The sequence below is a fragment of the Streptomyces sp. NPDC029836 genome (assembly GCF_055574495.1).
In genome coordinates, this window is record NZ_JBVHZI010000005.1 from 292,658 (window position 1) to 318,291 (window position 25,634).

Here is a 25,634-nt window from a genome sequence, read left to right on the forward strand (position 1 = left end):
ACGTCCTCAACCGCCTTGGGACGGGACCTGCTGTACGCGGCCCCGACCAGCTGTCCACACTAACAGCCGACGGGTGGTCAGGACCCGCGCTTTACCCACGCGATACGAGTTCTATGCTCGCTCCATGGCAGAAATTCCGGCACTCGTGGAAGCCCGGCTCCGCAGCGCGTTCGGCGAACCCGACGCCCGCGCCGCCGTCACCTTCCTGGGCACCGACCGCATCGAGGTCCTCCGCTTCGCCGAGGGCGACCTCCTGCGGTACGCGACCCTCGGCATGTCCGCGCACCCCATGACCGACCCGACCGACATGGTCGCCGACCCGCTGCGCGGCCCGCGCGCCGAGCTGGTCCTGACCGTACGGGCCGGGCTCGCCCCGACCGACGAACTGCTTCGCCCGCTCGCGGTGCTGGCGGCCTCCCCGATGGTCGAGGGGCTCGTCGTCGCCCCCGGCGTCTCCCTCGACGTGGGCGCACCGCTCTGGGGCGGAGCCCCGTTCACCTCCGTCCTGGTCGCCGAGTCCGGCGGCCTCGTCGAGGACCTCGACCTGGACGAACCCCTGGACCCGGTCCGCTTCCTGCCCCTGCTGCCGATGACCGCGAACGAGGCCGCCTGGAAGCGCGTCCACGGCGCCGCCGCCCTCCAAGAGCGCTGGCTCGCGCGCGGCACCGATCTGCGGGACCCTCTGCGTACGGCCGTCGCACTGGACTGAGCGCCGCGCTCGCGGGTACGGATGACATCCGGACGGGTGAGCGTGCCTTGACGGGGCGCCGGGCGGGGAGGAGCGTGCTTCCTATGAGGGGCGAACCGAGTTGCCCGAAGTGCGGTGGCCGGGTGCGTGCGCCCGGTCTTTTCGCCGACTCCTGGCAGTGCGCCGCGCACGGCGCCGTCCACCCGTTGCAGCCCGTCATCCCGCCCAGCGTCGAGGGACTCGGCGTGGTCGTCCACCGGGCGCGGGTGCCGGTGTGGATGCCGTGGCCCCTGCCGGTGGGGTGGCTGTTCACCGGGATCGTCTCCGCCGGCGACGACCGCAGCGGCGGCCGCGCCACCGCCGTCGCCTGTTCGGGACCCGGGCCGCTGGGCGGCCTCGGGGAGCTGCTGCTGGTCGCGGAGGAACTCGGCGTCGGACTCGGCGCGCGCTTCGCGGGCATCGACGGCCCGGACCCCGGCCCGCACATCGACGTATCGGGCCCGCCGGACGCGAAGGTCGTCGCGGCGGGGCGACCGGCGCCGCTGTGGCACCTCAAGGGGGTCCCCGACGACCGCGCCGTCTTCGCGGGCGAGGCGCGGGGACTGTGGCTGTGGGCCATCGTCTGGCCGGAACAGTCCGGCCTCCTCATGTACGACGAGCTGGTCCTCACCGACCTCCGCGACGCGGGCTCCGAGGTCGAGCTCCTGCCCTGCGGCGCCCTGAGCCCCCGCATCCTGACTCCGTAGCGGCGGCCGGCGGGGGCTTGCCAGTGGGCGCCCGGCAGGGTAAAGGGCACCGGGCCGACACGGTTATCCTGGAGTGTCCCCCCGTCCCCGCGAGCCCTGGAGTTCGGCTGTGCGCATCGATCTGCACGCCCACTCCACCGCCTCCGACGGTACGGACACCCCCGCCGAGCTGGTGCGCAACGCCGCCGCCGCGGGTCTCGACGTGGTCGCGCTGACGGACCACGACACCGTCGGCGGATACGCGGAGGCGATCGCCGCCCTCCCCGCCGGGCTGACCCTGATCACCGGGGCCGAGCTGTCGTGCCGCCTCGGCGGCGTGAACCTGCACATGCTGGCGTACCTCTTCGACCCGCGGGAGCCCGCGCTCTTCCGGGAGCGGGAGCTCGTCCGCGACGACCGCACCCCCCGGGCCCAGGCCATGATCGGCAAGTTGCGGGCGCTCGGCGTGGACATCACCTGGGAGCAGGTGGCGCGGATCGCCGGTGACGGCTCGGTCGGCCGCCCGCACGTCGCCACCGCCCTCGTCGAGCTGGGTGTGGTCCCCACGGTCTCCGACGCGTTCACGCCCGAGTGGCTCGCCGACGGCGGCCGGGCGTACGCGCAGAAACACGAGTTCGACCCCTTCGACGCCATACGCCTGGTCAAGGCGGCCGGCGGGGTCACCGTCCTCGCGCACCCCGGCGCCGCCAAGCGCGGCGCCTGCGTGTCCGAGGCCTCGATGGCCGCGATGGCGGCCGCCGGCCTGGACGGCGTCGAGGTGGACCACATGGACCACGACCCGGACACCCGGGTCCGGCTGCGCGGCCTGGCCGCCGACCTCGGTCTGCTGACGACCGGGTCCAGCGACTACCACGGCAGCCGCAAGACCTGCCGGCTCGGCGACCACACGACCGACCCCGAGATCTACGGCGAGATCACGCGCCGGGCGACCGGCGCCTTCCCCGTGCCCGGCGCCGGCGGAGCCCCCCGCGCGTAAGCGCCGCGTCCCGCGCTGCCCTTCCCCCTTTTCGTCACACCCCTCACCTGCAAGGCATCACTGTGCTCGACTTCGCCGTCTTCGGATCCCTCTTTCTCACGCTTTTCGTGATTATGGACCCCCCGGGAATCACGCCGATCTTCCTCGCGCTGACCTCCGGGCGTCCCGCCAAGGTGCAGCGCCGCATGGCCTGGCAGGCCGTCTGCGTGGCCTTCGGCGTCATCGCCGTCTTCGGGATCTGCGGTCAGCAGATCCTGGACTACCTGCACGTCTCCGTGCCCGCGCTGATGATCGCGGGTGGTCTGCTGCTCCTGCTGATCGCGCTCGACCTGCTCACCGGCAAGACCGACGAACCCCAGCAGACCAAGGACGTGAACGTCGCCCTCGTCCCGCTGGGCATGCCGCTGCTGGCGGGCCCCGGTGCCATCGTGTCCGTCATCCTGGCCGTCCAGAAGGCCGACGGGGTGACCGGGCAGGTTTCGGTGTGGTGCGCCATCATCGCCATGCACGTGGTGCTGTGGCTGACCATGCGCTACTCGCTGGTGATCATCCGGGTCATCAAGGACGGCGGCGTGGTGCTCGTGACCCGGCTCGCGGGCATGATGCTCTCCGCCATCGCCGTCCAGCAGATCATCAACGGCGTGCTCCAGGTCGTCCGCGGCGCCTGACGAAACGCGGGCCGGGCCGCGCGCACGCCCCCGGACACACGAACGCCCCCGCACCGGATCCCGGTGCGGGGGCGTTGCGCGAAGTTCAGGAGGACGCCGGTCCGGCCGGTCGGATCAGAATGCGCTGGCCCACAGAGGCGGCCTGCTGCACGATCCGGTTGACGGAGGCCGCGTCCACGACGGTGCTGTCCACGGCGGATCCGTTGACGTCGTTCAGGCGCAGAATCTCGAAGCGCATGGGCTTCTCCCTTCGTCGGTGTTTCTCCTTGCACAGGGTTAACGAAGTGTAAGCGGCAAACATTCCCTACGCTAACGAAATTTTTTCCCTCGCTAACTACCTCTGTGGGACGGTTCCCCAGAAGGAGGCCAGCGCATCTGCTGTGACCTGCGGGTTCTCGGCGTTGGGGGAGTGTTCGGCATCCTCGACCACCACTCGTGTCGCGCTCAAGCGGACGGCCATGTCGTCCAGCAACGGGACGGGCCAGGCGTAGTCGACCTTTCCGGACAGAACCAGCTTGGGCAGCGGCACCAGGGCCAGCTCCGCCACCCGGTCCGGCTCACCGATCAGCGCCCGGCCGGTCGCGATCAACTGCTCGGGCACGGTCGCCAGCCAGCGCTCCCGCAGGAATTCCGTCATCGCCGGGCCGTCCGGGACCGTGTCGTCCGGGTCCTCGGGGTTCTGGGGGTCCTGGGCCCGCATCGCCGCCCACAGCGCCGGCATGTCGTCCCGCAGCGCCTCCAGGCCGGCGACCAGCAGCTTCGTACGGGCCTGCTGGACCTCGGTGATCGCTCCCGGCCCGCTGCTCATCAAGGTGAGCGAGGTGAACGGCGCGGCGTCGCGCAGGACCGCCGCGCGGGCGATCAGGCCACCGAGGGAGTGGCCGACCAGGTGCAGCGGGCCGCCGCCCAGCGCGGCGGCCTGGGCCAGCACGTCGCGGGCCAGCTCCTCCAGCCCGTACGCCGCCTCGTCGCGCGGGCCGGGGCTCTCGTACTGGCCGCGCCCGTCGACGGCGACGACCCGGTACCCGGCGCCGGCAAGCGGCTCCAGCAGGCCGACGAAGTCCTCCTTGCTGCCCGTGTACCCGGGGACCAGCAGGGCGGTGCCCCGTACGGGCTGCCCGGCCTCGTGCACGGCGAACGCGCCGCGCGCGGTGCTCAGGCGGTACGCGCGGGCGACGGACGGCAGGGTGAGGCGCGAGGGCTTGCTCATGGCCCGAGGCTACCGGCCCGTAGCCCCCGGGTGCGCGAACGGCCCCGGCCCCCTCGTGAAAGGGGGCCGGGGCCGTTCCAGGCGGGTGCCTACGCCTCCGGGGCGCTCTCCGCGACCTTGCGGGCGCGGCTGCGCCGCGGCTTGGCCGGGGCCTCCTCGGCGACGGCCGCCGCGGTGGCGACCTCGGCGGCCGGGGCCGCCTTGCGGGTCCGGGTGCGCTTCGGCTTCGCGGCGGCCTCCTCGGCCGGCGCGGCCGCCTCGACGACCGGCGCGGCCTCGACGACCTTGCGGGGCTGCCGGGTCCGGCGGACCTTCACCGGCGGCTCCACCATCGGAGCCATCTGGAAGTCGGGCTCGTCGGCGGCCGGCGCCACGACCTTACGGACGCGGGGACGGCGCGGGGCGACCGGGGCCTCCTCGGCCACGGCCGGAGCCGGGACGACGACGGCCTCGGCCACGGGCGCCACGGCCTTGCGGGCCCGGCTGCGCCGCGGCGCGGCCGGGGCCTCCTCCGCCGGGGCCGGGATGACGGCGGCTTCGGCGACGACCTCGTCGGCGGACGCCACGGCCTTGCGGGTGCGGGTCCGACGCGCCTTGACCGGGGCCTCGTCGACCACGGCCGGAGCCTCGGTCGCGACGGGAGCCTCGACGACGGCCGGGGCCTCGGCGAACGGCGCCTCGACGACGGCGGCCTCGGCCACCGCGGCGGCGGCCGCCGTGGCGGCCACCCGGGTGCGGCGGCGGCGCGGCCTGCGCGGCTCGTCGACGCCCGGAGCGGCCTCGGCCGCCTCGGGGGCCGGGGTCACCGGCGCGTCCACGGCCTCGGGGCCGAGGTCCGACCCACCGCGGGTACGGCGCCGCTGACGCGGCGTACGGGTGCGGGCGGGCCGCTCCTCGGTCACCACGGGAGCGGCGGCGGCGGGGCCGCGACCGCCACGGCCACCGCGCCCACCGGTCTCGCCGAGGTCTTCGACGTTCTCGGCCTTCAGACCGGCCCGGGTGCGATCGGCGCGGGGCAGGATGCCCTTGGTGCCGGCCGGGATGTTCATCTGCTCGTACAGGTGCGGGGACGTGGAGTACGTCTCGACCGGGTCGTGGAAGTCCAGCTCCAGCGCCTTGTTGATCAGCTGCCAGCGCGGGATGTCGTCCCAGTCGACCAGGGTGACGGCGATGCCCTTCTTGCCCGCGCGGCCGGTGCGGCCCACACGGTGCAGGAAGGTCTTCTCGTCCTCCGGCGTCTGGTAGTTGATGACGTGGGTCACACCCTCGACATCGATGCCGCGGGCGGCGACGTCGGTGCAGACCAGTACGTCGACCTTGCCGTTGCGGAAGGCCCGCAGCGCCTGCTCGCGGGCGCCCTGGCCCAGGTCGCCGTGGACGGCGCCCGAGGCGAAGCCGCGCTTCTCCAGCTGCTCGGCGATGTCGGCCGCCGTGCGCTTGGTGCGGCAGAAGATCATGGCGAGGCCACGGCCCTCGGCCTGCAGGATGCGGGAGACGAGCTCCGGCTTGTCCATGTTGTGCGCACGGAAGACGTGCTGCGTGGTGTTGGCGACGGTCGCGCCCTCACCGTCCTCGGAGACGGCGCGGATGTGCGTCGGCTGCGTCATGTACCGGCGGGCCAGGCCGATGACCGCGCCCGGCATGGTCGCCGAGAACAGCATCGTCTGACGCTTGGGCGGCAGGTAGCTCATGATGCGCTCGACATCGGGCAGGAAGCCCAGGTCGAGCATCTCGTCGGCCTCGTCCAGCACCAGGGCGCGCACGTGCGACAGGTCGAGCTTCTTCTGGCCGGCCAGGTCGAGCAGGCGGCCCGGGGTGCCGACGATGATGTCGACGCCCTTCTTGAGCGCCTCGACCTGCGGCTCGTACGCGCGGCCGCCGTATATGGCGAGGACGCGGACGTTGCGGACCTTGCCCGCGGTGAGGAGGTCGTTGGTGACCTGGGTGCACAGCTCGCGGGTGGGAACCACCACGAGGGCCTGCGGGGCGTCCGTCAGCTGGTCGGGGCGGGCGCGGCCGGCCTCGACGTCGGCGGGAACGGTGACGCGCTCCAGCAGGGGGAGGCCGAAGCCCAGCGTCTTGCCGGTGCCGGTCTTCGCCTGGCCGATGACGTCCGAGCCGGAGAGGGCGACGGGGAGGGTCATCTCCTGGATCGGGAAGGGGGACACGATGCCGACGGCCTCAAGGGCCTCGGCCGTCTCGGGATAGATCCCGAGGTCTCGGAACGTAGTCAGGGTGCTGCCTCTTCTGTGAGACGCGGCGCGAGGCGGCGAGGGGGGTCGTACCGTGCCGTGCTTGCAGTACTGCTACGTACGAAGCTGCGCGGGACCACTAGCCTTCGCTCAAGCGCATCTGCCGCTGAGGGGGCCCCTCGTGCGGAGGCGGTACGCATGGACGTACGCACCACACCGAGGGCGGTCGGGTTGGAGCCGATCGGGCCACCGACCGGGCATCCTCATTCGGATGGCCCGCCGAGTGTTCGGCAGGCGCATTACCACTGTACCTCGGAATCGCGCAGCTGTGTCGGGTGAATTCACCGGGTAGGCGCGTTTACACGGACCGACAGTGTGCAGGTGTGGTGACTTGTGCGGCCTTTCGGGCGGCTATTGTGCGGAGCATGTCGACCGTAGAAAACGCATCTCCCGCCGACGACAGCGCCCCCGCCGAGGTGCACGGAATCGCCGCCCAGGACTGGGCGACGGCTTCGGCGTCGCCCCAGTACCGGGCCGCCGTCGTGGACCTCCTCGGCGCGCTGGCCTACGGTGAGCTCGCCGCGTTCGAGCGGCTCGCGGAGGACGCGAAGCTCGCACCCACTCTCGACGACAAGGCCGAACTCGCGAAGATGGCCTCCGCCGAGTTCCACCACTTCGAGCGGCTGCGCGAGCGGCTCGCGGCCATCGACGTGGAGCCGACGTCAGCGATGGAGCCCTTCGCGAAGGGCGTCGACGACTTCCACCGCCAGACGGCCCCTTCGGACTGGTTGGAGGGCCTGGTCAAGGCGTACGTCGGCGACTCGATCGCCAGCGACTTCTACCGCGAGGTCGCCACCCACCTGGACACCGACACCCGCGCGCTCGTCGTCGGCGTCCTCGACGACACCGGCCACGGCGGCTTCGCGGTGGAGAAGGTCCGCGCCGCGATCGAGGCCGACCCGCGCTGCGGCGGCCGGCTCGCACTGTGGGCCCGCCGGCTGATGGGCGAGGCGCTCTCGCAAGCCCAGCGGGTGGTCGCCGAGCGCGACGCGCTGTCCACGATGCTGGTCGGCGGCGTCGACGGAATGGCGGCCGGCTTCGACCTGGCGGCGGTCGGCGAGATGTTCGCCCGGATCACCAAGGCGCACACCAAGCGGATGGCCGCACTGGGCCTGGCCGCCTGACGGCGGCCCGGGCGCGCAAGAACGGGGGTCCTGCCCGCAGGGCCCCCGTTCGGCTGTTCCGGATCCCCACGTAGCCCCGGCAGCCCCTCGCGGCCCCTCGCGGCCTCAGGGCCCGGTACCGGGCCCTGAGGCCGGCGGCGGCCGCTCAGCCCTGCGACGGGAGCGAAAACGGAGCCCGGCGGCGCTGCCTCCCCGCCTGCGGGGCGGGGCGCAGCAGCAAGGACAGCACGACGGCTGAGACCAGGGCGGCGCCGAGGAAGGTGTAGGCCAGGGTGTTGTGCCCGGGGCCCAGCGCGGTGTGCGTGAGGTAGGCCCCGAAGAGCGCGCCCGCCGCGCCACTGACCAGGACGGTTCCGGGAGACGGCAGCCGGGGGGCGAGCACCCGGACGGCCGCGCCGGCCAGGGCGAGACCCAGTAGACCGGATCCGAGCGCCTCCATCAGCAGCATCTGGTCACTCCCATGCGTCGGGGCAAGCGGTCACTGCGGTCCTACCCGAAGCGGAACAATGGGAAACGGCCCGGCGGAGTCAACCACCGGGCCGTTCCTCTCAGTTCTCGGTGCCTCAGAGCGCGGCTCCGAAGCCGACCTTGCGCACGCTCGGCTCGCCCAGGTCGACGTACGACAGGCGGTCCGACGGCACCAGGACCTTGCGGCCCTTGATGTCGGTGAGGCTGAGCAGCGGCGCCGTGCCCGACAGCGCGGCGGAGACGATGCTCTCCAGCTCCTCGGCGCTCAGGTCGCTCTCCAGCACGATCTCCCGGGGTGCGTGCTGCACGCCGATCTTGACCTCCACGGCCTTGTCCCTCCGACGGTCCGGTTCGCGCGATCAGCCGCGCCGTACCCGGTCCACATTAGCCCGGTGAGGGGACACGATCGGCTCGCGGCGGACACGCTCGCAGCGAACAGGCGCCGGTCAGACGTCCGTACCGTGCAGCGGGAAGCCGGCGATGCCGCGCCAGGCCAGCGACGTCAGCAGGTCCACGGCGGTGTCCCGGGCGACCGGGCTCGCGCTGGACAGCCAGTAGCGGGCCACCACCTGGGAGACCCCGCCCAGGCCCACGGCCAGGAGCATCGACTCGTCCTTCGACAGGCCGGTGTCCTCGGCGATGACGTCGGAGATCGCCTCGGCGCACTGGAGCGAGACCCGGTCGACGCGCTCGCGCACCGCCGGCTCGTTCGTCAGGTCCGACTCGAAGACCAGGCGGAAGGCGCCGCCCTCGTCCTGGACGTACGCGAAGTAGGCGTCCATCGTCGCGGCCACGCGCAGCTTGTTGTCGGTGGTCGACTCCAGCGCCGTGCGCACGGCGACCAGCAGGGACTCGCAGTGCTGGTCCAGCAGCGCCAGGTAGAGGTCGAGCTTGCCGGGGAAGTGCTGGTAGAGCACCGGCTTGCTGACTCCGGCGCGCTCCGCGATGTCGTCCATCGCGGCGGCGTGGTAACCCTGTGCGACGAAGACCTCCTGGGCCGCGCCCAGGAGCTGGTTGCGCCGGGCGCGACGCGGCAGTCGCGTGCCCCGCGGACGCGCTGCCTCGGTCTGCTCGATGGCTGTCACGCCGCCTCCCACTTTCTTTCAGTACACAGTGCGCTCTGCGCCGCGCCGCCATCGTACTTTTCGGTAACCCGATCTGGTGGGTTCAAGCCGAGTTTTCTCGCGGTACGGACCGGCCGGACACGCTGGTCAGCGGCGGGCGCGGGCCGTGGGCGGGCCGCCGGGGGCCGGTCAGCGGTAGTCCTCCTCGTCGAGCGGGACGACGCGGGCCTGCTCGGCGGCGTCCGCCTCGGGTGCCTCGCCCGGCTCCAGGCCGGACAGGGGGTCGTCCTCCTGCGGCTGGAGTTCGGTCCGTTGCTCCGCGGCGTCGGCCTCGGGCGCCTCGGGGTCGGTGATGTCCGGAACGCTTTCCCGGAAGGTGTCCGGTTCCGCGGGGTCGGCTGTCATCGCGCTCCCCTCGCCTTCGCTCGTACCTCATCTACGAGCCTAGGAGGATCGGCGATGCGCCGCCAGGTGGTCCTGTGACCGCCAACACAAGGGAAGTCCGGGGGGTGGGCGTGATCCTCTCGTAACATTGCCGCATGTCTTCGACCGAGCTGCCGGGTGTGCGGTCCACCGTCGAGCCGAACCCCCAGGTGGGGGCGGTACGAGTGGCCGAGGGGGAGCAGCTGCGCACCGTCACGCTGCCAGGCCTGGAGCTGAACGTACGTTTCCGGCCACCCGTACGGGAGGGTCTGCCGCCCGTGCTGTTCGTGCACGGACTCGGCGGTTCCTCCCAGAACTGGTCGGCGCTCATGGAGCAGCTGGCCGACAGCGTCGACGCCGAGGCCGTGGACCTCCCCGGCTTCGGCTGGTCGCCACCCCCCGCCGACCGGGACTACTCGCTGAGCGCGCTCGCCCGCGCCGTCATCCGCCACCTCGACGCCGCCGGGCGCGGTCCCGTCCACCTGTTCGGGAACTCCCTCGGCGGCGCGGTCTGCACCCGGATCGCGGCCGTCCGGCCCGACCTGGTGCGCACGTTGACGCTGGTGTCGCCGGCGCTGCCGGAACTGCGCGTGCAGCGGTCGGCCGTCCCCACCGCCCTGCTGGCGCTGCCCGGCATGGCCGCGCTGTGCACGCGCCTGAGCCGCGGATTGACCGCCGAGCAGCGCACCCGGGGGGTGACGGCGCTCTGTTACGGGGACCCCGCACGGGTGACGCCGGAGGGCTTCGGCTGGGCCGTCGAGGAGATGGAGCGGCGGATGGCGCTGCCGTACTTCTGGGACGCGTTGGCCCGCTCGTCGCGGGGGATCGTCGACGCCTACACCCTCGGCGGGCAGCACGGATTGTGGCGTCAGGCCCAGCGGGTGCTCGCACCGACCCTGTTGGTCTACGGTGGCCGGGACCAATTGGTCTCGTACCGTATGGCGCGCAAGGCCGCCGCCGCCTTCCGGGGTTCGCGGTTGCTGTGTCTGCCCGAGGCCGGGCACGTGGCGATGATGGAGTACCCGGACGTGGTCGCCACCGCGTTCCGGGAGCTGCTGCACGACACCGATCGAGATACCGAAGACGGCAAGGGCTGAGGACCGTGGGACGACATAGTCGCAAGGCCGCCGCACCCGCCGGACCCGCTCCGGCGGACGGCCCGCCGCGGCCGGAGCCCGCGCCGTACGAGGATCCCTGGGGATCCTTCCCCGGCGACCTGTACGAACCGGCGCCCCACGAGGCGTCCGCGGCCCCCGCGTTCGCGGCGGGGCCCGCCGCCCCCCACGAGGACGCGCGCGGCCCGCTCCGGACGCCGGAGCCCACCGTCATCCACCAGGGGTACGTACCGCCGGCCCGCTCCGGCCCCGCCGCGCGGCCCGGCGGCCGGCCCGAGCAGCACGAACCGGGCGGCGCCTGGGGCGCGAACCCGCTGACGGAGACCGGGGCCCAGGCCGTTCACGGGGACCGGCGGGGCGTCCCCCGAACGTCCGCGTACGCCTCTGCGTCGGCGCGCTCGGCCGCGCCGCCCGCCCCCGCTCCGCCCGTCGCCGACCCGTTCCCGGCCGACCGCTTCGGCACCGGTTCCCGCCCCTCCGGCCCCTTCGCCGACGACCCCTTCGTGACCGGCCGGCCCGCCGCCGACGACCCGTCGGCGGCGCCGCTGGTGCCCGGGCCGCGGGAGTCCGAGCCGGTCGGCCCCGACGAGCGCACCGGTTCCGGGCGCGGCGCGAAGTTCCGTACGTACACCGGGATGGCCGCCGCCGCCGTCACCACCGTGCTGGCCGTCGTCGTCGCGGGTCAGGTGGCGCTCGACGGGGACTCCGGCGCCGGGACGGCGGTCGCCGGCGGTGACGGCGGCGAACGGGCCATGAGCGGCCGTACGGACCGCTCCGAGGGCCGCCCGACCCCCGACTCCCCGCCGGTCGTGGCCGCGCCCGCGCAGCCGTTGACGTACGAACAACAGATGGCCCTGCGACTGCCCATCGACGCCCAACTGAAGGGCCCCGGCACCTTCGACACCGTGCCCGGCGTGGAGAAGGCGCCCGGCAAGGGCACGGTGGTGCGCTACCGGGTCGACGTCGAGCAGGGGCTCGGCATGGACCAGAAGCTCTTCGCGGAAGCCGTGCAGCGCACCCTCAACGACCCGCGCAGCTGGGCGCACGGCGGGCAGATGACCTTCGAGCGGGTCCCGGCCGGCGAGGTGCTGTTCGTGATCACCCTGGCCAGTCCCGGGACGACCGGCGTGTGGTGCGCCAAGTCCTCGCTGGACACCACCGTCGACAACGTCTCCTGCGACTCCGCCTCCACCGAACGCGTGATGATCAACGCGTTCCGCTGGGCTCAGGGCTCGACGACCTTCGGGCCGGACCAGATGGTGGCCTACCGCCAGATGCTCATCAACCACGAGGTCGGACACCGACTCGGACACGGGCACGTCAACTGCCAGACGCCGGGTGCGCTCGCGCCGATCATGCAGCAGCAGACGAAATCCCTCAACATCAACAATATTCAATGCAAGCCCAATCCCTGGGTATATCCCGGGAGTTGACGCAAAGGCGCGGAGCGGGCAATAGCCGTTTCGTTGACAACGCGTCCGCTCATCGGTCATTGTTCTCCGCATGTCGCACCGCCACACCCTCTTCGCGAGCGCCGCCATCGAGCTGGCGCTCCTCGGTGTGGCCGCGCACAGCGTGGCCGACATCTCCTGTCGCTGACGCCTGCCTGAGCGCGCGACTTCCTCACCGACTGCCTCGCCGCGCCCGGGCCCTTCCTGCCCGCGGGCGCGGCTGCCCTGTTCTTGACGGTCCCTTCCGTTCGCCGACCGGCGACAGCTGCCCCTCGCGCGGCCTTTTCCGCATCCCGCTCCGTGCCGAGAGGTCCCATTTCCCATGCATTCCGTCGGTCCAGCCCGTCAGTCCCACCGAGCGCGCCGCGTCGCCGCGGTCGCCGTCAGCCTCGTACTGGCCGGGGGAGCCGCGGCGTGCGGACCCGAGGACGCCACCGGCAAGGCCGCCGCCGAGGGCAAGCCGGGCACCGCCGGGGCCGCCCCGCAGAAGGGCGGCACCCTGACCGTCCTCAACAACGAGCCGCAGAGCGACTTCGACCCCGCCCGGCTCTACACCTCGGGCGGCGGAAACGTTCCCTCGCTGGTCTTCCGCACCCTGACCACCCGCAACCGCGAGGACGGACCGGCCGGCGCGAAGGTCGTCCCCGACCTCGCCACCGACCTCGGCAAGCCCAACGCCGACGCCACCGAGTGGACGTACACCCTCAAGGACGGGCTGAAGTACGAGGACGGCTCCCCGATCACCACCGCCGACATCAAGTACGGCATCGAACGGTCCTTCGCCGCCGAACTCTCTGGTGGCGCGCCCTACTTGAGGGACTGGCTGGTCGGCGGGGAGAGCTACGAGGGTCCCTACAAGGACGGCGGGAAGGGCCTCGACTCCATCGTCGTGCCGGACGCGAGGACGATCGTCTTCAAACTCCGCAAGCCCGAGGGCGAGTTCCCCTTCCTCGCCACCCAGACCCAGTTCGCCCCCGTGCCCAAGTCCAAGGACGCCGGAGTCAAGTACGAGGAACACCCGGTCTCCTCCGGCCCGTACAAGGTCGTCAAGAACGACGGCGACGGCGAACACCTCACCCTGGAGCGCAACGAGCACTGGGACGAGAAGACCGACGAGGAGCGCAAGGCCTACCCGGACAGGATCGACGTCCGCTCCGGACTCGACGCCGCCGTCATCAACCAGCGCCTGACCACCAGTTCCGGTCCCGACGCGGCCGCCGTCACCACTGATACCAACCTCGGTCCCGCGGAACTCGCCCAGATCGGTGGCAACGAGGAACTGGCCTCCCGCGTCGGTACCGGCCACTTCGGCTACATCAACTACCTGGCCTTCAACCCGAAGGTCGCCCCCTTCGACAACCCGAAGGTCCGCCAGGCCATCTCGTACGCGATCAACCGCACCAGCGTCATCAACGCGGCCGGCGGCTCCGCCCTCGCCGAGCCCGCCACCACCTTCCTGCCCGAACGCGAGGCCTTCGGCTTCACCGCCTACGACCACTTCCCGGCGGGAAAGACCGGCAACCCGGAGAAGGCCAAGCAGCTCCTCAGGGAAGCCGGCCACCCCGACGGCCTCACCATCACCCTGACCCACTCCACCGCGCAGAACCGGCAGACCAGCCCCGAGGTCGCCACCGCCGTCCAGCAGGCCCTCGCCGCCGCCGGCATCACCGTCAAGCTGGAGGGCCTGGAGAACAACGCCTTCAACGAGAAGCGCTGGGACGTCAAGAACACGCCCGGCTTCTTCCTCTCCCGCTGGGGCGCCGACTGGCCCTCCGGCGCCCCCTTCCTCGCCCCGATCTTCGACGGCCGGCAGATCGTCACCAACGGCTCCAACTACAACCACGCGCAACTCGACGACCCGGCCGTGAACACCGAGATCGACGAGATCGCCAAGCTCACCGACCTCGCCGCCGCGGGCAAGCGCTGGGGCGCCCTCGACAAGAAGATCGGCGAGCAGGCCCTCGACGTTCCGCTCTTCCACCCGGTGTACAAGCGCCTCGTCGGCAAGGACGTCAAGAACGTCGTCATCAGCGACTGGACCGGCGTCCTCGACATCTCGCAGGTCTCCGTCAAGTGAGCGTCCTGATCGACAAGCCGGTCTCCGCCGCCGGGGCCGTCCCCCCGGCGGCGGGCGCCGCGCGCCAGGTCCTGCGCCGGGTGCTGCGCCGCCCCTCGGCGATCGCCGCCGCCACGACCCTGGCCCTGCTCGTCCTGCTCGCCCTCACCGCACCGCTGTTCGCCCAGCTCACCGGCCAGGACCCGAACGCCTACCATGACGACCTCGTCGACTCCGCGCGCGGCGGCGTCCCCCTCGGCTCCTTCGGCGGCGTCTCCGCCGACCACTGGCTCGGCGTCGAACCGGGCACCGGCCGCGACCTCTTCACCCGCCTCCTGTACGGAGCGCGGGTCTCGCTGCTCGTCGCCCTCGGGGCCACCGCCGTACAGATCGCCGTCGGCGTGGCCGTCGGACTCGCCGCGGCCCTCGGCAACCGCTTCGTCGGACAGTTCATCGGCCGGTTCACCGACGTGATGATCGCGCTGCCCATGCTGGTCATCGGCATCGCCCTCACCGCCGTCGTCCCGTCCGACTTCCCCCGCGAACTGCTGCTGATCCTGCTCATCGGACTGTTCGACTGGGGCGGCACCGCCCGCATGGTGCGCGCCCAGACGCTCGCCCTGACCGGCCTCGACTTCGTCCAGTCCGCCCGGCTCTCCGGGAACGGCACGCTGCGGATCGCCCGCCGCGAACTGCTGCCCGCGCTGGCCGCGCCCGTCATCACCCTCGCCGCGATCAAGGTCCCCACCGCCATGGTGGCCGAGGCCTCGCTGTCCTTCCTCGGCGTCGGGGTCAAACCGCCGACCCCCTCGTGGGGGCAGATGCTCTCCGGCGCGCAGACCTGGTTCCGCGCCGATCCCGCCTACGTCCTGCTCCCCGCCGGGCTGCTCTTCGCCACCGTGCTGGCCTTCACCGTCCTCGGCGACGCCGTCCGCACGGCCCTCGACCCGCGCGAGGGCTCGCGCCTGCGGGTCGGCACCAGGAAGGAACGCACGGCGTGACCTCCTTCGCGCTCAAACGGACCGGCGGCGCCCTGCTCGTCATGCTCGCCCTGTCCGTCGTCATCTACGCCCTCTTCTACGTCGCCCCCGGCGATCCCGCCCGCCTCGCCTGCGGCGAGCGCTGCAACCCGCAACAGATCGCCCAGGTCCGCGAACAACTCGGCCTGAACGACTCCGTGACCGTGCAGTACCTGCGCTTCGTCCAAGGGATCCTGGTCGGTCGGGACTACTCCGGCGGCGCCGGACTGCTGCTGCACTGCGACGCGCCCTGCCTCGGCTTCTCCTACCAGAACGACCGACAGGTCACCGAGCTGCTCCTGGAACGGCTGCCCGCGACCTTCTCGCTCGCCGTCGGCGCGCTCGTCGTCTGGCTCGTCGTCGGCGTCGGCACCGGACTGCTCTCCGCGCTGCGCCGCGGCGGCCTCACCGAGCGGGCCCTGACCGTCCTGACCCTCGCCGGAACGGGCACGCCCGTCTTCATCCTCGGCCTGCTGCTGCTCATGACGGTCTGCGCCCACCTCCAGTGGCTGCCCTTCCCGACGTACGTCCCGCTGAGCGAGGACCCCGAGCAATGGGCCTGGAACCTGCTGCTGCCCTGGCTCACCCTCGGCCTGTTCGAAAGCGCCAAGTACGCCCGACTGAGCCGCAGTTCGACGCTGGAGACGCTCGCGGAGGACCACATCCGCACCTTCCGCGCCTACGGCGTCGGCGAGCGCGCCCTCATCACCCGGCACGCCGTGCGCGGCGCCGTCGCCCCCGTGATCGCGCTCAGCGCCGTGGACTTCGGCACCATGATCGGCGGCGCGGTCCTCACCGAGTCCCTCTTCGGCATCCCCGGCCTCGGCAAGACCCTGATCGACGGCGTGCGCGTCGTCGACCTGCCCGTGGTCGTGGGCGTCGTCCTCACCATCGGAGCGGCGGTCGTCATCGCCGGCGCCGTCGCCGACCTGCTCCATGCCGTCGCCGACCGAAGGGTGGCCCTCGCATGACGGAACTCCTGGTGGAGGTCGACGACCTCGTCGTCGACTTCCCGATCGGCGGGCCCGGCCGGCGCCTACGGGCCGTCGACGGCGTCTCGTTCACCCTGGAACACGGCCGCGCGCTGGCCATCGTCGGCGAGTCCGGCAGCGGCAAGTCCACCGTCGCCGCCGCGCTGTTGGGGCTGCACCGCGGTACGGGCGCCCGCCTCGGCGGCACCGTCCGCGTCGCCGGCACCGACGTGGACGCGGCCTCCGCCGCCGACCTGCGCCGGCTGCGCGGCTCGACCGCCGCGATGGTCTTCCAGGACCCGCTGAGCGCGCTGGACCCGTACCAGGCCGTGGGCGACCAGATCGCCGAGGTGTACCGGGTCCACGCGGGCGGCACCCGCCGGGCCGCCCGGGCCCGGGCCGTCCAGGTCCTGGACCGGGTCGGCATCGCCGACGCCGTACGACGCTCCCGGTCCCGACCCCACGAGTTCAGCGGCGGCATGCGTCAGCGCGCCCTCATCGCGATGGCCCTGGCCTGCGAACCGCGCCTGCTGATCGCCGACGAACCGACCACCGCCCTCGACGTCACCGTCCAGGCGCAGATCCTCGACCTGCTGCACGGACTGCGCGAGGAACGCGGCCTCGGCCTGCTGCTCGTCACCCACGACGTGGGCGTGGCCGCGGAGAGCGTCGACGACCTGCTCGTCATGCGGGACGGCGCCGCCGTCGAACGGGGACCCGTCGCCGAGGTCCTCACCGCGCCGCGAGCCGCGTACACCCGGACCCTGCTGGCCGCCGTGCCCCGGCTCGACACCCCTCGCCCGCCCCGACTGCGGGCCGCCCCCGCCGAGTCCGCGCCCGCCGTCGAGGCCCTCGACCTGCGCCGCGAGTTCGGCCGGGGCGGGCGCCGGACCACCGCCGTCGCAGGCGTGTCCCTCGCCGTACGGGAAGGCGAGACGCTGGGCATCGTCGGGGAGAGCGGCAGCGGCAAGAGCACCCTCGGCCGGATGCTCGTCGGCCTGCTGGCGCCCACCTCCGGGCAGGTCCGCCGCGCGGGCGCCGAGGTCAAGGGCATCTCCGCCGGGGCCCAGATGGTCTTCCAGGACCCGGTGTCCTCCCTCAACCCGCGCCGCTCCGTCGGGGAGTCCATCGCCGACCCGCTGCGCGCCGCCGGGGAACGCGACGAGGACGCCATCCGCTCCCGGGTCGGGGAACTCCTCGTCCGCGTCGGACTGGAGGCCGGGCACCACGACCGCTACCCGCACGAGTTCAGCGGCGGCCAGCGCCAGCGCGTCGGCATCGCCCGCGCGCTCGCCCCCCGGCCCCGCCTCATCGTCTGCGACGAACCGGTCTCCGCCCTCGACGTCACCACCCAGGCCCAGGTCACGGCCCTGCTCGCGGAACTCCAGCGGGAGCTCGGCATCGCGCTGGTCTTCATCGCGCACGACCTCGCGGTGGTCCGACAGGTCAGCGACCGGGTCGCCGTCATGCGCGGCGGACTGATCGTCGAGGAGGGCCCCGTCGACCGGGTCTACGACCGGCCCGAGCACCCGTACACCCGCCGGCTGCTCGACGCCGTACCGGCCCTCGACCCCGCGCTGGCCGCCGACCGGCGCTCCGCGCGACAGGAGGCCATCGCGTAGTCGTGGGGGGCGCTCCCGGGAAGTCGGGGCGCGTTCGGGGGAGTGCGCGGGCAGCCGTTGAGACACCCTTTCCTAGCGTGCTCGAACGCGAACCGTACGGGAAAGTTACGACTCTTCACCCCTTCCGGTGGCGCGACGGACAACCGTCCGTCGCGCCTTCGGCATATCCGCTTGAGTTCTTCCGCGGCGGGTCGCCGGGCCAACGGCGACCCCCTGAAAGGGAGATCGGGGGTACCACCCGTGCGGATCGCACTGCTCACGGAAGGCGGATATCCGTATGCGGCCGGAGAGGCGAGGCTGTGGTGCGACCGGCTCGTGCGCGGGCTCCCGCAGCACGAGTTCGAGCTCTACGCGCTGAGCCGCAGCGCCGGTCAGGAGAGCGCGGGCCGCGTCCCGCTCCCCGACCACGTCACCCGCGTACGGACCGCCCCGCTGTGGGCCCCCGCCGACGACGGGCGCACCCACTCCCGCCGCGAGCGCCGCCGCTTCACCGAAGCCTTCGGGGACCTGGTCCGGGGCGTCTGCGCCGGCCAGGGCGACCCCTTCGCCGCCGGCCTCTACGGCCTCGCCGAACTCGCCCGCGAACAGGGCGGGATGTACGCCGCCCTGCGCTCCGAGACGGCCGTGCGCACGGTCGAGTCCGCCTGCCGGGCCGCGGGCGCGGGCCGCGCCGTGCGCACGGCGCAGGTACCGGACCTGCTGGAGTTCGTCGACGAACTGGAACGGGCGCTGCGCCCGCTGTCCCTGGACTGGTACGAGGACGGCGCCGACGGCCTCGGCGCGGTCGACGTCTGCCACGCCGCCGCCGGTGGGATCGCCGCGCTCCCCGGACTCCTGGCCAAACGCTTCTTCGGGGTCCCGCTGCTGGTCACCGAGTACGGGGTGCAACTGCGCTCCCACTACCTGGCCGACACCGACGACACCCGGCCCGCGCTGCGCGCCCTGCTCGCCGCCTTCCAGACCCGCCTCGCCGGCGAGATCTACGCCCGGGCCGACCTGCTGACCCCCGGCAACGCCCACGCCCGCCGTTGGCAGGAGCGCTGCGGCGCCCCCCGCGACCGGCTGCGGACCGTCTACCCGGGAATGGAGGCGGACCGATTCGCCGCCGTCGGGGAGGAGCCGGACCGCGGCGACCCCGACACCCTGGTGTGGGTCGGCAGGATCGACCCGGCCAAGGACCTGATCGCCCTGCTGCACGCCTTCGCCGAGGTCCGCAGGGCCGCCCCGCGCGCCCGGCTGCGGATCCTCGCCACGGCCGTCGCGCCCGGCGCCACCGCCGTGAACTACCTCGCCGACTGCCGCTCGTTGGCCGCGCAGCTCTTCCCCTACGAGGCCGCCGACGCCCGCACGGTGGGGGAGAGCCCGGTCACCTTCGAGGAGGTCGGCGGCCCCGAGGTGCCCTCGCCGGCCGACGCGTACGGAGCGGGGCGGATCGTGGTGCTGTCCTCGGTGATCGAGGGCTTCCCCCTCACCCTCGCCGAAGCCATGTTCTGCGGCCGGGCCACCGTCTCCACCGACGTCGGCGCCGTCCGCGAGGTCATCGGCGGCACCGGGCTCGTCGTCCCGCCCCGCAACCCCCGCGCCCTCGCCGACGCCTGCCTCGCCCTGCTCGGGGAACCCGAACGGGCCCAGCGGCTCGGCGCGGCCGCCCGGGCCCGGGCCCTCGAACTGTTCACCGTCGAGCAGAACGTCGGTGCCTTCCAGGAGATCTACCTGCGGCTGCTGGCCCGCGGCTCCGCCCGGCCCGACGGGGAGATCCCGTTCGAGCAGCCCGCCGAAGCCCGGGTCCCGGGCCACTGGACCACCCCCACCTGGGCGACCCCCGGCCCCACCGGCGGCGCCTCCGGGATCACGGAGGCCACCGCGTGACCACCCTCGACCACGGCCCCCTCGCGGGCGACGCGCACGGCCCCGGCGGGCCGGCGGCCGTACCCGTCGCCCCGGTCGGGCCGGTCGTCTCCGTCGCGTCGGCCGTACCGGTCGCCTCGGCCGGGCCGGCTCCCGCCGATCCCGGGCCCGGGATCGGCCCCGGCCCGGGTGCGGGTTCCGACGGGACCGCCCCGCAGGCCCCCCGGCGGCGGACCGCCGGCGGGGACCCCGTCAAGTCGCTGCTGTACCGGCACCGGGAGCTCTGCGAGCGGGCCGTCGACCCGCTGGAGATCGCCGCCGGACTCGAAGCGCACGGCATCACCGACCGCACCGCCGCCCGGTTCCGGCACCGCGACGTCTTCTCCCTCGCGGAGGAGCTGTACGCCCGTGCCCCCCGGGACGAGGCCGCCCGCCCCGTTCCCGCCGCCCCGGCGCCGGCCGGCCGGGCGGCGAGCGGGCCGGCACTGCGCCGCGTCGGGTACTCCCTGCTGCCCGGCGCCCTCGCGCTCGGTGCGGCCGCCACCGGGACGCCGTGGGCAGGCCCCCTCGCGGTGCTCGTCACCGCCGGGGCCCTGGTGTGGCCCGGGCGGGTCGCCGGGGGCAGGTTCCCCCGGCTCGCCCACCTGCTCGGCGCCGCCGCCGTCGGCTGGGCCGTGCACCGACACGGACCAGCCCTCGGCGCCGCCCTCGCCCTGGCCGTCGCCCCGGGGCACCTCGCCGCGGTCCTGTTCGCCGCCGGGGCCCGGCGCCGGCTCGCCGCCAGCCGGGCCCTGGAGGACTTCGCCGACGGGGCGCGGCCCCTGCTCGCCGGGACCCTCCTGCTGTTCACCGCGGCCGCCACGGGGGCGGCCGCGGTGACCGGAGCCGCCCTCGCCACGGCGGTGCCGCTCGCGGTGCTGCTGTTCCTGGCCCGCCTGCTGCTCGGCCACGGCAGCCGCGGCGCTCCGCCGGCCGTGGCCCTGGCCCTGGCCCTGGTCCCGGTCCCGGCGGTGGTGACGGCCGCCGCCGCGGGACTCCTCGTCCACGCCTTCCTCGCGCTGTCCCGGGCCTCGGCCCACGCGCGTCCCTGAGCTTCGGAGCCGACGCCGGAGCGCCGTACCCCCTACCGAACCCCACCACCAAGGAGCAACAGGATGACCGGCCAGCCAAACAACCAAGGGGCGGCGCGATGAGGGTGCTGCTGATCGGAGCCAACGGGTACCTCGGCCGCTACGTCGCGGACCGGTTGCTCGCCGACCCCGCCGTCCAGCTCACCGCGCTCGGCCGCGGGGACGACGCCGACGTCCGCTTCGACCTCGCCACGGGCAGCCCCGGCGCGCTCACCCGCTTCCTCGACGCCGTCCACCCGGGCGTCGTCATCAACTGCGCGGGCGCCACCCGCGGCGGCGCCCGGGAACTGACCCGGCACAACACCGTCGCCGTCGCCACCATCTGCGAGTCGCTGCGCCGCAGCGGCTGCGGGGCCCGGCTCGTCCAGCTCGGCTGCGCCGCCGAGTACGGGCCCAGCCAGCCCGGTTCGTCCACGGCCGAGGACGCCGTGCCGAGACCCGGGGGGCCGTACGGCGTCAGCAAGTTGGCCGCCACCGAGCTCGTCCTCGGGTCGGGGTTGGACGCCGTCGTCCTGCGGATCTTCTCGCCCGTCGGTCCCGGCACCCCCGCCGGCTCCCCGCTCGGCCGGCTCGCCGAGGCCATGCGGCGGGCCATGCAGTCCGGGGACGGCGAACTCAAGCTGAGCGGCCTCGGCGTGCAGCGCGACTTCGTCGACGTACGGGACGTCGCGCGGGCCGTGCACGCCGCCTCGCTGTCCGCCGCCCAGGGCGTCGTCAACATCGGCACCGGCCGCGCCGTCCGGCTGCGCGACGCCGCCGCCGTCCTCGCCCGGGTCGCCGGGTACGGAGGAGCCCTGCACGAACTGGACCTGCCCCAGCACGGGCACCCCGGCCGGCCGCCGGGCCTCGCCGCCATCGGCTCGCCGCGCTCCGAGGCCACCCCCGAGCAGATCGCCGGGACCGCACCGCAGCCCTATCCGTACCCGGACGGCTGCGGCCCCTGGCAGCAGGCCGACGTACGCACCGCCCGCGACCGGCTCGGCTGGCGGCCGCGGATCAACCTGGAGGAATCCCTGGCGGACATCTGGATGGAGGCGGCGTGCCGCATCTGACCACGCCGCCCGGAAGCCCGGCGGCCGCCGCGACCGAGGCCGGCCGCCTCGGTCTCGGCGCCCCCGGCTACGCCCACCCCCTGCTCGCCCCCGTGGAGTGGGCCGAACTGACCCGGCCCGGCACCCCCCTGCACTGGGCGGTCCTCAACGTCACGGAGGGCCCGGGCGGCCGCCCGGACCCGCACTGCGGCGACGCGGCCGCGAAGCTTCGCACGCCCGGCGCCGGCGGTCCCCGGCTGCTCGGCCATCTCGCCATGCGGGACGGAACGCGGCCCCTCGCGGAGCTGGTCGCCGACGCGCACCGGTTCCGCGACTGGTACGGGGTCGGCGGCTTCTACCTCGCCGACGCGCCCGCCGACCGGTCGGAACTGGCCTTCGTCCGCCGGGTCGTGCACGCGCTGCGCGGGCTCGGCGAGCAGCTGCTGATCGTCCTCGGGCACGGCACGCATCCGTACGCGGGCTACGCGGAGGCCGCCGACCAGCTGGTCACCTTCTCCGGGGCCTGGGCCGACTACCGGTGGTCGCAGGTGGCGGAGTGGACGGCCGAGCACCCGCCGGAGCGGTTCTGCCACCTCGTCCACGGGGTGCCCCGCACCCACCTGGAGGAGGCCGTCCGGATCGCCCGCTGGCAGGGCGCCGGCACGGTGTGGCTCACCGACCGGCGGGGCGCCGGGGACCGGGACCCGTGGGCCTCGATGCCCGGGTACTGGGACGAAATCGTCTCGCGGATCGGGACGAGTGTCTCGGAATGAAGTGGAGCGTGGCAGTGTTACGGGACATAACTAGCCTTTGATGCTCCCCGTGACCGCGGGGATGACCCGCCTGGAGCCCCCGTGTCGCTGCCACCCCTGGTAGAGCCAGCTGCTGAGCTCACCGTTGACGAGGTCCGTCGGTACTCCCGTCACCTGATCATTCCCGATGTCGGGATGGACGGGCAGAAGCGCCTGAAGAACGCCAAGGTGCTCGCGGTGGGCGCCGGCGGTCTCGGCTCGCCCGCCCTCATGTACCTGGCCGCGGCCGGCGTCGGCACGCTGGGCATCGTGGAGTTCGACGAGGTCGACGAGTCGAACCTGCAGCGCCAGATCATCCACAGCCAGGCGGACATCGGCCGTTCCAAGGCCGCGTCGGCGCGCGACAGCGTGCTGGGCATCAACCCGTACGTCAACGTGGTCCTTCACGAAGAGCGGCTCGAAGCCGAGAACGTGATGGAGATCTTCAGCCAGTACGACCTCATCGTCGACGGCACGGACAACTTCGCCACCCGTTACCTGGTCAACGACGCCTGCGTGCTGCTGAACAAGCCGTACGTGTGGGGTTCGATCTACCGCTTCGACGGTCAGGCCTCGGTCTTCTGGTCCGAGCACGGGCCGTGCTACCGCTGCCTGTACCCGGAGCCGCCGCCGCCGGGCATGGTCCCGAGCTGCGCCGAGGGCGGCGTGCTGGGCGTGCTCTGCGCGTCCATCGGGTCCATCCAGGTCACCGAGGCCATCAAGGTCCTCACGGGCGTGGGCGAGCCGCTGGTCGGCCGCCTGATGATCTACGACGCCCTGGAGATGCAGTACCGCCAGGTCAAGGTCCGCAAGGACCCCGACTGCGCGGTGTGCGGTCCGAACGCGACCGTCAAGGAGCTCATCGACTACGAGGCCTTCTGCGGCGTCGTGTCGGAGGAGGCCCAGGAGGCCGCCGCGGGTTCGACGATCACTCCCAAGCAGCTCAAGGAGTGGATCGACAACGACGAGCCGATCGAGATCATCGACGTCCGTGAGATCAACGAGTACGAGATCGTCTCGATCCCCGGCGCGAAGCTGATCCCCAAGGGCGAGTTCCTGATGGGCACGGCCCTCCAGGACCTGCCCCAGGACAAGCGCATCGTCCTGCACTGCAAGACGGGTGTCCGCAGTGCGGAGGTCCTCGCCGTCCTGAAGTCCGCGGGCTTCGCGGACGCGGTGCACGTCGGTGGCGGCGTCATCGGCTGGGTCCACCAGATCGAGCCGGAGAAGCCGATCTACTAGGGCGACCCCCCCGGTCCCCCGAACGCCCCGACGGGGTCGTACCGCGTCCGCGCGGTACGGCCCCGTTCGGGTTCCCGGGAGGCGGCGGGGTCACCGGCTCAGGTGCTCTCCGAGGCCTGCGGTCCGTCCGGGGTCTTCGTGGCGTCCGGGGCCGCCGTGCAGACCGAGTTGGCGGTCGGTACCTTCCCGTCCAACAGGTAGCCGTTCACCGCCTTCTGCACGCAGGGGTCGCCGCTGTTGTACGCGCCGTGCCCCTCGCCCTTGTACGTCAGCTCCACGCCCACGCCCGCACCGAGGCGCTCCACCATCTTGCGGGCGCCCTCGTACGGGGTCGCCGGGTCGCCGGTGTTGCCGATCACCAGGATCGGGGCGGAGCCGGGGGCGGAGACGTCCGGGGTGTCCCAGGCGCCCGCCACGGGCCAGTCGGTGCAGCTCAGCATGGCCCAGCCGAGGAAGTCCCCGAAGACGGGCGAGGCCGCGCGGAACTCGGGGAGCTTGGCCCTGGTCTGCTCCAGGGTGTGGCGCTCCTTGGAGTCGGCGCAGTTGATGGCCGTGTTGGCGGCCATGATGTTGCTGTAACGCCCTTCCTGATCACGCCCGTTGAGGGAATCGGACAGGGCCATCAGCAGCTGGCCCTGGCCGCCCTCCGCCTCGTCGAGGCCCTGTTCCAGCAGCGGCCACAGCTCCTTGGAGTACAGGGCCTGCGCGATGCCGTTGGTCGCGGCGCTCTCCGTGAGCTGCCGGTCGCCGATGCCGGCGATGGGCTTGGCGGCCAGCGACTTCTGCAGCTTGATGACGTTGTCCTCGATCTCCTTGGCGGTGCTGCCCTGGAGCGCGCAGGCGTCGCCCCGGTCCACGCAGTCCTGCGCGAAGTTGCCGAGGGCGAGCTGGAAGCCCTTGGCCTGGCCGAGGGAGCCCTGCTCGGAGGTCTGCGTCGGGTCCACCACGGCGTCGAAGACGGCCCGGCCGACGTTCTTGGGGAAGAGGTGGGCGTAGACCCCGCCGAGTTCGGTGCCGTAGGAGATGCCGAAGTAGTTCAGCTTCTCGTCGCCGAGGGCCTGGCGGATCCGGTCCAGGTCGCGGGCGGCGTTCTCGGTACCGACGTACGGCAGGACCTGGCCCGAGTTCGTCCGGCAGGCCTTCTGGTACTTCTTGATGCCGTCCAGGTACGCCGTCTCCTGCGCCGGGGTGACCGGGGAGGAGTCCTGGGCGTAGTACGCGTCCAGTTGCTTGTCGGTCTCGCACTTGACGGGGGCGCTGGCGCCCACGCCCCGGGGGTCGAAGCTGACCAGGTCGTAGCGGTCGCGCAGGGCGTCGAACTCCTTGGCCGCGCCGGGCAGCGTCGCGATGCCGGAGCCGCCCGGGCCGCCGAAGTTGAAGACGAGCGAGCCGATCCGGTTCTTCGGGTCCCGGGCCTTGGCGCGGATCAGCGCGATCGGGATCGTCTCGCCCCCGGGATCCGCGTAGTCCAGGGGCACGTCGAGGGTGGCGCACTGCCAGTCCTTGCCGGGCGTCGGACCGCCGCCCTGGAGCGCGGTGGGGGCGTCGCACTCGCCCCACTTGAGGGGCTTCACGTCGCCGGAGCCGTCGGCCCCCGGTTTCTTCGCGTCGCCCCCGTCGGAACAGGCGGCGGTGGTGAGCAGCGCGGCGGCGAGGGCGGCGGCAGCGGCGTTCCGCAGGGCGTTTCTCGGCATGTTCCCCATCCTGCGGGGGCCGTGGCGGCTCCGCCCGCGCCGTGG

The 25,634-nt window shown here is 73.2% G+C and carries 25 protein-coding genes; 17 read left to right on the forward strand and 8 right to left on the reverse strand.

What is annotated here, in order from left to right; genetic code table 11:
• The first annotated feature begins 124 nt into the window (after positions 1-124).
• The 4 genes from ACZ4XJ_RS17850 to ACZ4XJ_RS17865 all read left to right on the forward strand — a co-directional run bounded on the left by ACZ4XJ_RS17850 (position 125) and on the right by ACZ4XJ_RS17865 (position 3,078).
• Positions 125-709, forward strand: coding sequence for a suppressor of fused domain protein (locus ACZ4XJ_RS17850; RefSeq protein WP_468496697.1), 585 nt, complete (start codon positions 125-127; stop codon positions 707-709).
• An 83-nt stretch (positions 710-792) separates the two neighbouring features.
• Positions 793-1,434 (forward strand): DUF6758 family protein, encoded by a 642-nt coding sequence (locus ACZ4XJ_RS17855; RefSeq protein WP_362877474.1) that lies wholly within the window; start codon positions 793-795, stop codon positions 1,432-1,434.
• 109 nt (positions 1,435-1,543) lie between these two features.
• Positions 1,544-2,410: a PHP domain-containing protein gene (locus tag ACZ4XJ_RS17860; protein WP_468496698.1), complete on the forward strand. Its 867-nt coding sequence runs from the start codon at positions 1,544-1,546 to the stop codon at positions 2,408-2,410.
• 62 nt (positions 2,411-2,472) lie between these two features.
• Positions 2,473-3,078, forward strand: a complete 606-nt coding sequence (locus tag ACZ4XJ_RS17865; RefSeq protein WP_362877476.1) for a MarC family protein — start codon at positions 2,473-2,475, stop codon at positions 3,076-3,078.
• Between the two features lie 85 nt (positions 3,079-3,163).
• Here the strand turns inward: ACZ4XJ_RS17865 and ACZ4XJ_RS17870 are convergent, their stop codons facing one another.
• The 3 genes from ACZ4XJ_RS17870 to ACZ4XJ_RS17880 form a co-directional block, all read right to left on the reverse strand.
• Entirely contained in the window at positions 3,164-3,316 is a 153-nt protein-coding gene (locus ACZ4XJ_RS17870) for a hypothetical protein (protein ID WP_362877477.1), read from the reverse strand.
• Between the two features lie 96 nt (positions 3,317-3,412).
• The gene (locus ACZ4XJ_RS17875) at positions 3,413-4,288 is read right to left on the reverse strand and encodes an alpha/beta fold hydrolase (protein WP_468496699.1); all 876 of its coding nucleotides are present in this window, start codon (positions 4,286-4,288) and stop codon (positions 3,413-3,415) included.
• A gap of 89 nt (positions 4,289-4,377) precedes the next feature.
• Complete coding sequence (locus ACZ4XJ_RS17880; RefSeq protein ID WP_468496700.1) at positions 4,378-6,456, reverse strand: DEAD/DEAH box helicase; 2,079 nt, start codon at positions 6,454-6,456, stop codon at positions 4,378-4,380.
• 449 nt (positions 6,457-6,905) lie between these two features.
• Between ACZ4XJ_RS17880 and ACZ4XJ_RS17885 the strand changes: the two genes are divergently transcribed.
• Complete coding sequence (locus tag ACZ4XJ_RS17885) at positions 6,906-7,664, forward strand: ferritin-like fold-containing protein (RefSeq protein ID WP_362877480.1); 759 nt, start codon at positions 6,906-6,908, stop codon at positions 7,662-7,664.
• A gap of 145 nt (positions 7,665-7,809) precedes the next feature.
• Here the strand turns inward: ACZ4XJ_RS17885 and ACZ4XJ_RS17890 are convergent, their stop codons facing one another.
• From ACZ4XJ_RS17890 to ACZ4XJ_RS17905, 4 genes are all read right to left on the reverse strand, one after another.
• Positions 7,810-8,112 (reverse strand): hypothetical protein, encoded by a 303-nt coding sequence (locus ACZ4XJ_RS17890; protein WP_468496701.1) that lies wholly within the window; start codon positions 8,110-8,112, stop codon positions 7,810-7,812.
• 115 nt (positions 8,113-8,227) lie between these two features.
• Positions 8,228-8,458 carry a DUF3107 domain-containing protein gene (locus tag ACZ4XJ_RS17895; RefSeq protein ID WP_362877482.1) on the reverse strand — a complete coding sequence of 77 codons (231 nt, stop codon included), beginning with the start codon at positions 8,456-8,458 and terminating at the stop codon, positions 8,228-8,230.
• Positions 8,459-8,578: 120 nt separating this feature from the next.
• Complete coding sequence (locus ACZ4XJ_RS17900) at positions 8,579-9,217, reverse strand: TetR/AcrR family transcriptional regulator (protein WP_362877483.1); 639 nt, start codon at positions 9,215-9,217, stop codon at positions 8,579-8,581.
• A 168-nt stretch (positions 9,218-9,385) separates the two neighbouring features.
• The gene (locus ACZ4XJ_RS17905; protein WP_362877484.1) at positions 9,386-9,601 is read right to left on the reverse strand and encodes a hypothetical protein; all 216 of its coding nucleotides are present in this window, start codon (positions 9,599-9,601) and stop codon (positions 9,386-9,388) included.
• A 134-nt stretch (positions 9,602-9,735) separates the two neighbouring features.
• On the opposite strand from ACZ4XJ_RS17905, the gene ACZ4XJ_RS17910 reads away from it, so the two are divergent.
• The 12 genes from ACZ4XJ_RS17910 (at position 9,736) to moeZ (ending at position 23,895) form a co-directional block, all read left to right on the forward strand.
• Positions 9,736-10,716: an alpha/beta fold hydrolase gene (locus tag ACZ4XJ_RS17910; RefSeq protein ID WP_362877485.1), complete on the forward strand. Its 981-nt coding sequence runs from the start codon at positions 9,736-9,738 to the stop codon at positions 10,714-10,716.
• 5 nt (positions 10,717-10,721) lie between these two features.
• Positions 10,722-12,167, forward strand: coding sequence for a DUF3152 domain-containing protein (locus tag ACZ4XJ_RS17915; protein WP_468496702.1), 1,446 nt, complete (start codon positions 10,722-10,724; stop codon positions 12,165-12,167).
• A gap of 70 nt (positions 12,168-12,237) precedes the next feature.
• The gene (locus ACZ4XJ_RS17920; RefSeq protein ID WP_319189154.1) at positions 12,238-12,333 is read left to right on the forward strand and encodes an Ms4533A family Cys-rich leader peptide; all 96 of its coding nucleotides are present in this window, start codon (positions 12,238-12,240) and stop codon (positions 12,331-12,333) included.
• 174 nt (positions 12,334-12,507) lie between these two features.
• Positions 12,508-14,262 carry an ABC transporter substrate-binding protein gene (locus tag ACZ4XJ_RS17925; protein WP_468496703.1) on the forward strand — a complete coding sequence of 585 codons (1,755 nt, stop codon included), beginning with the start codon at positions 12,508-12,510 and terminating at the stop codon, positions 14,260-14,262.
• On the forward strand, positions 14,259-15,242 hold the full coding sequence (locus ACZ4XJ_RS17930; RefSeq protein ID WP_468496704.1) for an ABC transporter permease: 984 nt from the start codon (positions 14,259-14,261) through the stop codon (positions 15,240-15,242). Before ACZ4XJ_RS17925 ends, ACZ4XJ_RS17930 begins: the two co-directional genes overlap by 4 nt.
• Positions 15,239-16,231 carry an ABC transporter permease gene (locus tag ACZ4XJ_RS17935; RefSeq protein ID WP_362877489.1) on the forward strand — a complete coding sequence of 331 codons (993 nt, stop codon included), beginning with the start codon at positions 15,239-15,241 and terminating at the stop codon, positions 16,229-16,231. Before ACZ4XJ_RS17930 ends, ACZ4XJ_RS17935 begins: the two co-directional genes overlap by 4 nt.
• A complete protein-coding gene (locus ACZ4XJ_RS17940) occupies positions 16,228-17,853 on the forward strand; it encodes an ABC transporter ATP-binding protein (protein WP_362877490.1) in 1,626 nt (541 codons plus the stop codon). The genes ACZ4XJ_RS17935 and ACZ4XJ_RS17940 overlap by 4 nt, the downstream gene beginning before the upstream one ends.
• Before the next feature lie 240 nt (positions 17,854-18,093).
• Positions 18,094-19,722: a GT4 family glycosyltransferase PelF gene (gene pelF / locus ACZ4XJ_RS17945; RefSeq protein WP_468496705.1), complete on the forward strand. Its 1,629-nt coding sequence runs from the start codon at positions 18,094-18,096 to the stop codon at positions 19,720-19,722.
• Entirely contained in the window at positions 19,719-20,792 is a 1,074-nt protein-coding gene (locus ACZ4XJ_RS17950; RefSeq protein WP_468496706.1) for a hypothetical protein, read from the forward strand. Before pelF ends, ACZ4XJ_RS17950 begins: the two co-directional genes overlap by 4 nt.
• Positions 20,793-20,890: 98 nt before the next feature.
• The gene (locus ACZ4XJ_RS17955; protein WP_362877493.1) at positions 20,891-21,883 is read left to right on the forward strand and encodes an NAD-dependent epimerase/dehydratase family protein; all 993 of its coding nucleotides are present in this window, start codon (positions 20,891-20,893) and stop codon (positions 21,881-21,883) included.
• On the forward strand, positions 21,871-22,635 hold the full coding sequence (locus tag ACZ4XJ_RS17960; protein ID WP_468496707.1) for a spherulation-specific family 4 protein: 765 nt from the start codon (positions 21,871-21,873) through the stop codon (positions 22,633-22,635). Before ACZ4XJ_RS17955 ends, ACZ4XJ_RS17960 begins: the two co-directional genes overlap by 13 nt.
• Before the next feature lie 81 nt (positions 22,636-22,716).
• Entirely contained in the window at positions 22,717-23,895 is a 1,179-nt protein-coding gene (gene moeZ, locus ACZ4XJ_RS17965; RefSeq protein WP_281209676.1) for an adenylyltransferase/sulfurtransferase MoeZ, read from the forward strand.
• A 98-nt stretch (positions 23,896-23,993) separates the two neighbouring features.
• Here the strand turns inward: moeZ and ACZ4XJ_RS17970 are convergent, their stop codons facing one another.
• Positions 23,994-25,589, reverse strand: coding sequence for an alpha/beta hydrolase (locus ACZ4XJ_RS17970; RefSeq protein ID WP_362877495.1), 1,596 nt, complete (start codon positions 25,587-25,589; stop codon positions 23,994-23,996).
• Positions 25,590-25,634: the final 45 nt, after the last annotated feature.

What these genes read in the sequence shown, in the direction of transcription:
- ACZ4XJ_RS17940 (WP_362877490.1), top strand. Translation starts at nt 16,228, where the DNA reads ATGACGGAACTCCTGGTGGAGGTCGACGACCTCGTCGTCGACTTCCCG.
- ACZ4XJ_RS17870 (WP_362877477.1), bottom strand. Translation starts at nt 3,316, where the DNA reads ATGCGCTTCGAGATTCTGCGCCTGAACGACGTCAACGGATCCGCCGTG.
- ACZ4XJ_RS17910 (WP_362877485.1), top strand. Translation starts at nt 9,736, where the DNA reads ATGTCTTCGACCGAGCTGCCGGGTGTGCGGTCCACCGTCGAGCCGAAC.
- ACZ4XJ_RS17850 (WP_468496697.1), top strand. Translation starts at nt 125, where the DNA reads ATGGCAGAAATTCCGGCACTCGTGGAAGCCCGGCTCCGCAGCGCGTTC.
- ACZ4XJ_RS17875 (WP_468496699.1), bottom strand. Translation starts at nt 4,288, where the DNA reads ATGAGCAAGCCCTCGCGCCTCACCCTGCCGTCCGTCGCCCGCGCGTAC.
- ACZ4XJ_RS17955 (WP_362877493.1), top strand. Translation starts at nt 20,891, where the DNA reads ATGAGGGTGCTGCTGATCGGAGCCAACGGGTACCTCGGCCGCTACGTC.
- ACZ4XJ_RS17885 (WP_362877480.1), top strand. Translation starts at nt 6,906, where the DNA reads ATGTCGACCGTAGAAAACGCATCTCCCGCCGACGACAGCGCCCCCGCC.
- ACZ4XJ_RS17855 (WP_362877474.1), top strand. Translation starts at nt 793, where the DNA reads ATGAGGGGCGAACCGAGTTGCCCGAAGTGCGGTGGCCGGGTGCGTGCG.
- ACZ4XJ_RS17890 (WP_468496701.1), bottom strand. Translation starts at nt 8,112, where the DNA reads ATGCTGCTGATGGAGGCGCTCGGATCCGGTCTACTGGGTCTCGCCCTG.
- ACZ4XJ_RS17920 (WP_319189154.1), top strand. Translation starts at nt 12,238, where the DNA reads ATGTCGCACCGCCACACCCTCTTCGCGAGCGCCGCCATCGAGCTGGCG.
- ACZ4XJ_RS17925 (WP_468496703.1), top strand. Translation starts at nt 12,508, where the DNA reads ATGCATTCCGTCGGTCCAGCCCGTCAGTCCCACCGAGCGCGCCGCGTC.
- ACZ4XJ_RS17970 (WP_362877495.1), bottom strand. Translation starts at nt 25,589, where the DNA reads ATGCCGAGAAACGCCCTGCGGAACGCCGCTGCCGCCGCCCTCGCCGCC.
- ACZ4XJ_RS17905 (WP_362877484.1), bottom strand. Translation starts at nt 9,601, where the DNA reads ATGACAGCCGACCCCGCGGAACCGGACACCTTCCGGGAAAGCGTTCCG.